This is a genomic window from Vibrio sp. 1249-1 (assembly GCF_033340495.1).
In genome coordinates, this window is the sequence record NZ_JAWOWJ010000300.1 from 1 (window position 1) to 855 (window position 855).

Annotated in this window: 1 protein-coding gene and 1 pseudogene; both read right to left on the reverse strand. The window is 44.6% G+C overall.

From position 1 onward, the window contains the following. A partial coding sequence (locus R7Z50_RS25980) for an alpha amylase N-terminal ig-like domain-containing protein (protein ID WP_318149539.1) occupies positions 1-494 on the reverse strand: 494 nt, incomplete at its 3' end. A gap of 174 nt (positions 495-668) precedes the next feature. After that, positions 669-855: pseudogene (locus R7Z50_RS25985) on the reverse strand (ABC transporter ATP-binding protein); the annotation flags it as partial.

Here is an 855-nt window from a genome sequence, read left to right on the forward strand (position 1 = left end):
TGGTGATTCCCTACTGGTTCTCCCCACGTTTTAATCACAGCATCAGGATCGTACTCGCAGTACGCTTCACGAATCGCAGACTCACTTTGACTCGCGGCAAAACGATCAGGAAAAATCTGATAGAAAACTTGTTCTTGAACCCACTTTGGCGGTTGATGGTTTACATTCAATTTGAAATGAAATTCTTTGGGCGGAATACGTTTTTGCACTCCACGTGCGTCTAGCCAATATTGCTGACCGTTTCTAACGACTTTAAATACATAGTGGGTGATGTCTCGATCTCTATTCGGCTCGAACGATACTTCCCACAGCAGTAACTCTCCAGCTCTGCCGCATTGCACCATGGCGACAAGGTATTCTTCGTTGTCTGGCTCAATACGCACATAAACAGCATCAAATGTTAACGCTTCTGTTTTTAGACAGACCTTCACGCGTTTACCATCGAAGGCTAAACCATCAACCGTCTGGCTATGAAAGAGAAATGGCAAAGACATAATAAGCACTCTTTAATAGGTGGATATGCCACTATTTTATTAAAGAATGAGAGATAAAAAATCCTCCTTGGAAATTCGGTGTTTTACCTATTTTCTCAAGGAGGATCACACTTGGTAGGCGTAGTCGCGGCTCTGACTATGTCGAAGAAACGCGTAACGAATCAGACATGCTATTTAATTGAGCAATAAACTGTCATCCGAAAGTTCTTCGCCTCGAACTTTAGAGAACATGTCTAGTAAGTCAGGTACTTGCATATTGGCGCGCTGCTCTCCAGCGACATCCAGAACGATTTCCCCTTGGTGGAGCATGACGGTTCTGTCGCCACAAGCGAGCGCGTCTTTCATCGAGTGCGTTACCATC